The 8,791-nt window shown below is 65.5% G+C and carries 10 protein-coding genes; 6 read left to right on the forward strand and 4 right to left on the reverse strand.

The window, feature by feature from the left end:
• The first annotated feature begins 96 nt into the window (after positions 1-96).
• A complete protein-coding gene (locus MY55_RS13435; RefSeq protein ID WP_065202501.1) occupies positions 97-600 on the forward strand; it encodes a DUF2938 domain-containing protein in 504 nt (167 codons plus the stop codon).
• 173 nt (positions 601-773) lie between these two features.
• A complete protein-coding gene (gene ampH, locus MY55_RS13440) occupies positions 774-2,069 on the forward strand; it encodes a D-alanyl-D-alanine-carboxypeptidase/endopeptidase AmpH (protein WP_065202502.1) in 1,296 nt (431 codons plus the stop codon).
• Here ampH and MY55_RS13445 read toward each other — a convergent pair.
• The 4 genes from MY55_RS13445 to MY55_RS13460 form a co-directional block, all read right to left on the reverse strand.
• Entirely contained in the window at positions 2,066-3,040 is a 975-nt protein-coding gene (locus MY55_RS13445) for a polysaccharide deacetylase family protein (RefSeq protein ID WP_043579037.1), read from the reverse strand. The two genes, ampH and MY55_RS13445, sit on opposite strands and share 4 nt — an antisense overlap.
• Positions 3,041-3,052: 12 nt before the next feature.
• Complete coding sequence (locus MY55_RS13450) at positions 3,053-3,760, reverse strand: SDR family oxidoreductase (RefSeq protein WP_047243908.1); 708 nt, start codon at positions 3,758-3,760, stop codon at positions 3,053-3,055.
• Entirely contained in the window at positions 3,757-4,284 is a 528-nt protein-coding gene (locus MY55_RS13455) for an ester cyclase (protein ID WP_043579032.1), read from the reverse strand. The genes MY55_RS13450 and MY55_RS13455 overlap by 4 nt, the downstream gene beginning before the upstream one ends.
• A 297-nt stretch (positions 4,285-4,581) precedes the next feature.
• Positions 4,582-4,767 carry a putative motility protein gene (locus MY55_RS13460; protein ID WP_043579030.1) on the reverse strand — a complete coding sequence of 62 codons (186 nt, stop codon included), beginning with the start codon at positions 4,765-4,767 and terminating at the stop codon, positions 4,582-4,584.
• Positions 4,768-4,890: 123 nt separating this feature from the next.
• Here MY55_RS13460 and trxB point away from each other — a divergent pair, with 123 nt between their 5' ends.
• From trxB to MY55_RS13480, 4 genes are all read left to right on the forward strand, one after another.
• Entirely contained in the window at positions 4,891-5,844 is a 954-nt protein-coding gene (trxB, locus tag MY55_RS13465) for a thioredoxin-disulfide reductase (protein ID WP_043579028.1), read from the forward strand.
• A 6-nt stretch (positions 5,845-5,850) separates the two neighbouring features.
• Positions 5,851-6,486: a Smr/MutS family protein gene (locus MY55_RS13470; protein WP_043579026.1), complete on the forward strand. Its 636-nt coding sequence runs from the start codon at positions 5,851-5,853 to the stop codon at positions 6,484-6,486.
• A gap of 78 nt (positions 6,487-6,564) precedes the next feature.
• A complete protein-coding gene (locus MY55_RS13475) occupies positions 6,565-7,017 on the forward strand; it encodes a peroxiredoxin (RefSeq protein WP_047238142.1) in 453 nt (150 codons plus the stop codon).
• A 58-nt stretch (positions 7,018-7,075) separates the two neighbouring features.
• On the forward strand, positions 7,076-8,479 hold the full coding sequence (locus MY55_RS13480; protein WP_043579021.1) for a PhoH family protein: 1,404 nt from the start codon (positions 7,076-7,078) through the stop codon (positions 8,477-8,479).
• Positions 8,480-8,791 lie beyond the last annotated feature (312 nt).

An 8,791-nucleotide genomic window follows, 5' to 3' on the forward strand; every position in this document is an offset into this window, starting at 1 on the left:
CATCACTCCATTGGAATATCATCATTCAATTTTTCAATTGAATGTTATCCAATTTTCCCCTACCCCGCCATCAAACCGCCTCAAGGAGCTCATCTCATGGATATCGGACTGGAATCGCTGCGTTGGGCCGTGCCGATCGGCATCGGCGCCACTTTGCTGATGGATGGCTGGGCCTGGCTGCAAAACCGCCTGCTGGCCACGCCCTCGCTAGACTACGCGCTGGTCGGCCGCTGGATTGGCCATCTGGCACGCGGCAAGCTCAGCCATCCCAGCATCGCCAAGGCGGCGCCGATACGCGGCGAAGCCTGGCTGGGCTGGAGCGCGCACTACCTGATAGGCATCCTCTTCGCCGCGCTGCTGCTGGCCGTTGCCGGCCCGGAGTGGGCGCGCCGCCCCACCCTGGCGCCCGCCTTGCTGACCGGCGCGCTGACGCTGGCCGCCCCCTTCCTCATCCTGCAGCCAGGCATGGGCGCCGGGCTGGCCGCCCGCAACACGCCGCAGCCGAATGCCGCCCGTCTGCGCAGCCTGTCGGCCCACATGTCCTTCGGCATCGGCCTGTACGCGTCGGCCGGCATGCTCTGCGCGCTGGCGCCGTTTTGAGACTTCTGGCGGTCGACGAATCGGTAGTCCGGGCGGCGTCTTTCGCCGCCCTGTCAACCAGATCCGCCCTCTTGGATTAAACAGTGTACTAGGCGGGCGCAAACTGAATAAAATGCATGCCAATCGTCGATTCCGAGCAGACTGCTTCTCAATACAGCCAGGACAGAACAAGAATGAAAAACATGTTTTTGCTGGGACTGAGCCTAGCCTCAGCCCCAATCGCCAGCCTCGCCGCCGCGCAAGCCGAACCGCAAACCGCCGAACAGCAGGTTGACCGCTACGGCAGCCAGATATTCCGCGACAGCCGGGCCGTCGGCATGGTGATGGTGGTGGTCGACAAGAAACAAACCCTGCAGCGCTTCTACGGCCAGACCCGTCCCGGCAGCCGCCAGAAACCCGATGCCGATTCGCTGCTGCGCATCGCCAGCATCAGCAAAACCATGACCGGTGAAGTGCTGTCGTCATTGGCGCTGGAAAACCGCGTCAAGCTGGACGACCCGCTGCAAAAATACGCTCCCCAAGGCATGGCGCTGCCGCAAGCCGGCCAATCCATCACCCTGCTCAACCTGGCCACCCATACCAGCGGCTTTCCGCGCGAGATGCCGGGCAGCAAGCCGCAGGACACGCCGGTATTCGTCTGGCCCGACCAGCAGCAGCGCTGGAGCTGGCTGAGCGCCAGCAAGGCCCGCTTCGCCGCCGGCGAGAAAGCGCAGTATTCCAATCTGGCGTTCGATTTCCTGGCCGACGCGCTGGCCGTGGCCACCGGCCGGCCTTACGCGGCGCTGCTGCGCGACAAGATCACCGCGCCGCTGGGCATGAAGGACACCACGCTGAACCCGACCGCCGCCCAATGCGCGCGGCTGCTGGAAGGCTTCGGCGCCAGCCCCTGCGTCAACACCACCGCGGCCAGCGGCAGCGGCGGCATCTACTCCACCCCGCGCGACATGCAACGCTGGCTGCAAGACCTGGTCTACCCGCAGGACGCCGCGCGCAAGCAACTGCGCGACCAGATGTTCCGCATGTACTTCAAACGCGACGACCTGCGCAGCTTGCGCGGCATGGATGTGGCGGGCCAGGCTGACGAACTGGGCCTGGGCTGGATCCGGATGCAGGAAAAGCCGGACGCGCCGGAAATCATCCAGAAGACGGCGGGCGGCGGCGGCTTCATCGGCTACGTCGCCATCGCGCCCAAGCATGACGTGGCGGTATGGGTGGCGCTCACCCGCAGCGGCGGCACCCACTACCACAATATGAGCGGCGGCGCGAACAAGCTGGTGGCGGAATTAAGCGGCTACCAGCCCGCCGCGCTGGTTGCGCCCAAGCCGGTCGCCGCCCGCAAAACCGCAGCTCACAAGGCGGTGGTTAGCAAGCCGGCCGCCCGCAAAACCGCTGCCCACGCAAAACCGGCCGCGCGCAAGGCGGCGGCCGGCAAAAAGACTCACAAGAAACACAAACCGGCCAATAGCTAGAACGCCGGCACTCCAGAGGCCCGCTGCGCGAAGCGGGCGATCTCGTCCTTGCGCATGAAGCGAACGCCGTCATGCCCCTGCGCGTAGCGGATGAAGTCCTCCAGCACCTTGACCCGCGCCGGGCTGCCGGAAATGCGGTCATGCGTGCTGATCGACATCATCCGGCGACGCTGGCCGGCCTCGCGGTACAGCAGGTCGAATTCGGCCTTCAGGTCCGCCAGGTAGGCCTCGTTGCTCAGCGCCGGCGAATCGTAGCGGACGATGTCGTTGTTGCGCAGCGTGTACGGCACCACCACGAAGGGCTTGCCGTTCACCGGCACCGTGAACGGCTCGTCGCGGCTGACGTTGTCGATGTGATAAACGAAGCCCAGTTCCTGCAGGATGCCCAGCGTATTGGGCGTGCCGCGCAGCCAGAAGGCGTTGAAGCCTGTCGGACGGGTGCCGGTGGCGCGTTCGATGCTGGCGATGCTGGCGCGATAGGCGTCGCGCTCCTGCTGCGGCGTCATCGAATACTGCGGCTCCCAGGTCTGGCCATGGCCGGCGGCCTCGTGGCCTCGCGCCACGATCTCCTTTGCCAGCTGCGGATTGCGGTCCACCGCCTGTCCCACCATGTGCGAAGTCACCTTCACCCCGGTGCGGTCCCACAGGTCCAGCAGGCGCGGGATGCCCTCCTTCACGCCGTAGTCGTACCAGCTTTGCATCGGCAAATCGGCGTATTTCGGGTCCAGCGGCGGGAACGGCCCGCTGGCGCCGCGCTCCGGCTGCGCGCCGGCTTCGAACTGCATGGAAATGGAAATCACCAGTCTGGCGTCTCCGGGCCAGAAACCCGTTTTGCCGCTTTCAAGTTGCGTCATGTTCTTGCTCGCTCCATTTGCCGCCAGCGCGTCGCCGTGCGCCAGCAACAGGCCGACGCTGCCGGCCGACGCGCTGGCCAGGAACTGGCGGCGGTTGATTGAAAAATCGTTGCTCATCGCCGGCTCCGCCTATAGCAAGCCGCCGCCGTCCACATCCAGCACCGCGCCGGTGAGAAAGGCGTTGCCCATCGCGAACAGATAGGCCTGAGCCAGATCCTGCGGCCGCCCCACCCTCCCCAGCGGCAGGCCCGCGCCGATGCGCGCCATCGCCGCCTGGCGGCTTTCCGCGCCGTCCGGCCCCCACAGCTCGGTGTCCACCACGCCGGGGCTCACCACGTTGACGCGGCGCGGCGCCAGTTCCTTGGCCAGATTCTTCGCCGCCGCCTCTAGCGCGGCGTTGACCGTGCTTTTCAGCAAGCCGCCGGCGCCGTATTTGCGCGACAGCAGCCCAGAGGTGAAGGTCACCGAGGCATCGGCCGCCAGGTAGGGCAGCGCCTGGCGCACCGCCAGCACGGCGCCGAACAGCTTCACATTGAAAGTCCGCTCGAAATCCGCCCACTCCACCGCCGCCAGCGTGGGCGACCCCACCCGCGCGCCGGCGGTCAGCACCAGGTGGTCGATGCGGCCGATTTCGGCGAAGGCCGCGTCCAGGCTGGCGCTGTCGGTGACATCAGCCCGCAGCGACTGCCATGGGCCGCTGACCGTCGGCGAACGCCCCAGCACATACACCTGGGCGCCGGCGTCGGCCGCCTCCTGCGCCACCGCCCGGCCTATGCCGGAGCCGCCGCCCACCACCACCACACTGCGTTGCCGCAGAAAATCCGCGTTCAGGCTCATGGCTTCACCACTCCCAGTTGCTTGAGCAGGGTCAGGTTGTCTTCCAGATGCCAGTTTTCCGCGATGCGGCCGTTCTTCACCCGGTACAGGTCGAAGGCCTGGAAATCCACCGCCTGTCCGGCCCCTTGCGCGTCGCCGAACTTGCCGGTGAAGTGCCCGGTGAAATGCAGACGCAGCGATACCCGGTCGCCGGCCAGGATCATGTCTGTGACCTCAACCTTCAAATCCGGCACCGCCGCGCGGAAAGCGTTCGACGCCTGCAGGGGGCCGGCCACGCCCTGGCGGCGTCCGGCGGGCAAGGTGCGGTCGATGAAGTCGGGGTCCAGCGCCAGCTCGGCATAGCTCGGATCGCCGGTGTTCCAGAACGCCGCATAGCGCATGGCGGCCAGCTTCACCGCCGCCGCGGCGCCGCCGTTGCGTTCGGAAAACACCCGCTGCGGCTGCGGCAAGGCCTCGCCGGCGGCCGCGTGGCCAGCCAGCAGCGCCAGCAGGCCTGCGGTCAGAATATGGGGCAAACGGTTCATAGCGATTCCTCGTGTCAGACAGCGCCGGCCAATCGCCGGCACTTGGGAATCGATTATTGAACCATCAGTTTGAATTGATAATTGGTGTGGAAATTAAAGGATTTTATTGCCAAATTTTAAAATGCCGAGCAAACGCGCCGCCGGCCAGCCGGGGAGTGGCTGAGGAAGAACGGCCGCGACGCCGGCAAAGAAGCGAGCAAACCGGCCAGGACCGGTACGGCAGCCATGAAAAAGCGGCCCACAGGCCGCCTTAATTATCGCCCGCGCGCCAAGCGCGGCTCACTGGCTGCGCGCCGCTCAGGCCCGCACGTCCACGTTATTGCCCAGATGCGCCGGATTGGACGCCTGGATCTGCGCCGACGACTCGGCCGCGCCCTGCAGCAGGGTCATCGCGGTTTGCGAATCGGCCTGCATCGCCTTTTTCAGCACCAGCGCCTGCGCATTGGTGCTGACGTTCGCGCTCACTTGACTTACTGCGTCCATAACCCCACCTCCCGGATAGTATGCGTCACTGCCTGCAGTTTAGCCGCAAGCCGGCCTCTCGGCATAGCAAAACTGCTAGAATGTGCGCCACCCCCCACCTTTTGACGACAGGAAACACACATCATGAGCGCAACCCGTCACAACCCTCTGCTGATTCTCGGCTCCGGCCCGGCCGGCTACACCGCCGCCGTCTACGCCGCGCGCGCCAATCTGAAGCCGGTCCTGATCACCGGCATGGCCCAGGGCGGCCAGCTGATGACCACCACCGACGTGGACAACTGGCCGGCCGACGCCGAGGGTGTGCAGGGTCCGGAACTGATGCAGCGCTTCCAGCAGCACGCCGAACGCTTCGGCACCGAAATCCTGTTCGACCACATCCACACCACCCACCTGAGCGAGAAGCCGATCCGCCTGGTCGGCGACGCCGGCGAATACACCTGCGACGCGCTGATCATCGCCACCGGCGCTTCCGCCCAGTACCTAGGCCTGCCGTCGGAAGAGGCCTTCTCCGGCAAGGGCGTGTCCGCCTGCGCCACCTGCGACGGCTTCTTCTACCGCAACCAGGACGTGGCGGTGGTAGGCGGCGGCAACACCGCCGTGGAAGAAGCGCTGTACCTGGCCAACATCGCCAAGCACGTCACCCTGATCCATCGCCGCGACACCTTCCGCGCCGAAAAGATCCTGGTCGACAAGCTGATGAGCCGCGTCGCCGAAGGCAAGATCAGCCTGAAGCTGAACGCCACCCTCGACGAAGTGCTGGGCGACAACACCGGCGTGACCGGCGTGCGCGTCAAGCTGAACGACGGCGGCAGCGAAGAGCTGGCGCTGACCGGCGTCTTCATCGCCATCGGCCACAAGCCCAACACCGACATCTTCAAGGGCCAGCTGGAGATGGACGCCACCGGCTACCTGATCACCAAGGGCGGACGCGACGGCAACGCCACCCTGACCAGCATCGACGGCGTATTCGCCGCCGGCGACGTGCAGGACCATATCTACCGCCAGGCCGTGACCAGCGCCGCCTCCGGCTGCCAGGCCGCCCTGGATGCCGAGCGCTACCTCGACAGCCTGAAGTAAGCCGCCGTGAAGACCTTCAAGGACTCTTTGAAGGGTCTTCGCCAGACGCTGCGCCAGGCCGCCCCTCCCCCGGCGGCCCCGGCGCGGCCCGCAGCGCCCGAAGAGCCGGATTTCAAGCAACTGTTCCGCGACGTCAAGCCGCTGAAGCCCGACGGCCGCCATCATCCCAAACCCGCGAAACCCAGTCCGCGCCCGCGCAAGCCCAGCCAGGGCCCCGCGCTGCACGCCGCCGCCTGCCAGGAAATCCTGCAGCACCAGATAGGCTGGTTCGAGCCGGCGGCCCAACTGCACCAATACGCCCGTCCCGGCATGCCGGCCGCCACCCTCAAGCGGCTGCGCCAGGGCTATTGGCCGCAGGCCGCCCAGCTCGACCTGCACGGACTCGACCGCTACCAGGCGCAGGACGCGCTGGCGTTGTTCCTGCACCGCGCCCGACAGCGCGGCCAATGCGTGCGGGTGATACATGGCAAGGGCTTCGGCTCGCAAGGCGCGCCGGTGCTGAAAAAAATGGTGCGCAGCTGGCTGCAGCACCATCCGGACGTGCTGGCGTTTTGCGAGGCGGAAAGCGGCATGGGCGGCAGCGGCTCGCTGCTGGTGCTGCTGCGCCGGCCCAGCCATGCGGACGGCCATGGCGACGATTGAAGGATGACGTGACAATCCCAACTGGAATCCGCTAAGCTCAAAGCACGGCGGACCCCTGCACACCACCAGGAGTTATGCATGACAGGCACACCCTGCCCCGACTTCACCCTGCCCGGCACCGCCGGCGCCGAGTTTCAGCTTGCCTCCAGCGACAAACCGCTGGTGATCTACTTCTACCCCAAGGACAACACCCCAGGCTGCACCAACGAGAGCATGGATTTCCGCGACCTGCACGGCGAGTTCGCCGCCGCCGGCGCGCAGATCGTCGGCATCTCGCGCGACAGCCTGAAGTCCCACCATAACTTCAAGGCCAAGCTGGAACTGCCGTTCGAACTGCTGTCGGATGCGGAAGAAACCGCCTGCAGCCTGTTCGGCGTCATCAAAATGAAAAACATGTACGGCAAACAAGTAAGAGGCATCGAGCGCAGCACCTTCGTGATAGACGCCCATGGCAATGTGGCGCGCGAATGGCGCGGCGTGAAGGTGCCCGGCCACGCTTCGGAGGTGCTGGCCTTCGTCAAGACGCTGTAAACGGTTGTACCCGCCCGGCCAGCCGGCCGGGCAACAACATGAACAAGGGGACCACATCATGGCCGGCCGCAAAAAGACCACCGCGTGCAAGCTGTTTGTTTTGGACACCAACGTCCTGTTGCACGACCCCACCTGTCTGTACCGCTTCGAAGAACACGATGTGTTCATCCCCATCATCACGTTGGAAGAGCTCGACACCCACAAGAAGGGCATGTCCGAAGTGGCGCGCAACGCCCGCCAGGCCAGCCGCTTCCTCGACGACATCATCAGCGGCCAGGAGCTGAAGATCACCGAAGGCATCCCGCTCAAGCACGCCAGCCGCGACGCCGCCAGCGGCAGGCTGATCCTGCAGACCCAGGCCATCAACGGCACCCTGCCCTCGTCGCTGCCCATGGGCAAGGCCGACAACCAGATCCTCGGCATCGTGATGGCGCTGAAGAGCCACTACCAGGGCCGCTCCGTCATCCTGGTGTCCAAGGACATCAATATGCGCATCAAGGCCCGCGCGCTGGGCCTGGAGGCGGAAGACTACTTCAACGACAAGGTGCTGGAAGACACCGACGTGCTGTACACCGGCACCCGCGAGATCGACCAGAACTTCTGGGAACGCAACAGCAAGGACATCAAGTCGTGGCAGGACCACGGCCGCAGCTACTACCAGCTGTCCGGATCGGACTGCGCCAACCTCTACGTCAACCAGCTGCTGTGGCAGGAAGGCGAAAAGCCGTTCCAGGCGCGGGTGATCAAGGTGGAAGGCAAGACCGCGGTGCTGGAAACGCTGAAGGACTACAGCCACAACAAGAACAACGTCTGGGGCATCACCGCCCGCAACCGCGAGCAGAACTTCGCGCTCAACATGCTGATGGACCCCAATGTCGACTTCGTCACGCTGCTGGGCCAGGCCGGCACCGGCAAGACACTGTTGACGCTGGCGGCCGGCTTGGCGATGACGCTGGAGCAGAAGATCTACAGCGAAATCATCATGACCCGCGTCACCGTGCCGGTGGGAGAGGACATCGGCTTTCTGCCCGGCACCGAGGAAGAAAAGATGGCGCCGTGGATGGGCGCGCTGGAAGACAACCTCGACGTGCTGAACAAGAGCGACGACGACGGCGGCGACTGGGGCCGCGCGGCGACGCGCGACCTGATCCGCAGCCGCATCAAGGTGAAAAGCCTCAACTTCATGCGCGGCCGCACCTTCCTCAACAAGTACCTGATCATCGACGAGGCGCAGAACCTGACGCCGAAGCAGATGAAGACGCTGATCACCCGCGCCGGCCCTGGCACCAAGGTGGTGTGCCTGGGCAACGTCAGCCAGATCGACACCCCTTACCTGACCGAGGGCAGTTCCGGCCTGACCTATGTGGTGGACCGCTTCAAGGGCTGGGACCACTCCGCCCACATCACGCTGCAGCGCGGCGAGCGCTCGCGGCTGGCCGACCACGCCGGCGAAGTCCTGTAAACCCTCCGATTCCGGAAAAAGCCCCCGCTTGGGGGCTTTTCCATTGCCGCGCCTGTAACCGCGGCCATTCGCCGGAAAAGCCCCCGAACATGAAAAAGCCCCGCAGGCGCGGCCGGCGGGGCTGACGTTCACCTCACGACAAGCTTATTTCCAGCCGGATGCCGCCAAGGTCGGCGCTTCGGACGCATAGTCGGCCGACAGCGACATCTGGCCCGCCGCCGGCGGGTTGAACGCCGCCATCGCGCCGACCAGCGCCTGCGCCTGCGAAGCCATCGGCACCCCAGCTGCCGCATTCATCGCCATCTGGTCCAG

Source organism: Chromobacterium subtsugae (assembly GCF_001676875.1).
GTDB lineage: Bacteria > Pseudomonadota > Gammaproteobacteria > Burkholderiales > Chromobacteriaceae > Chromobacterium > Chromobacterium subtsugae.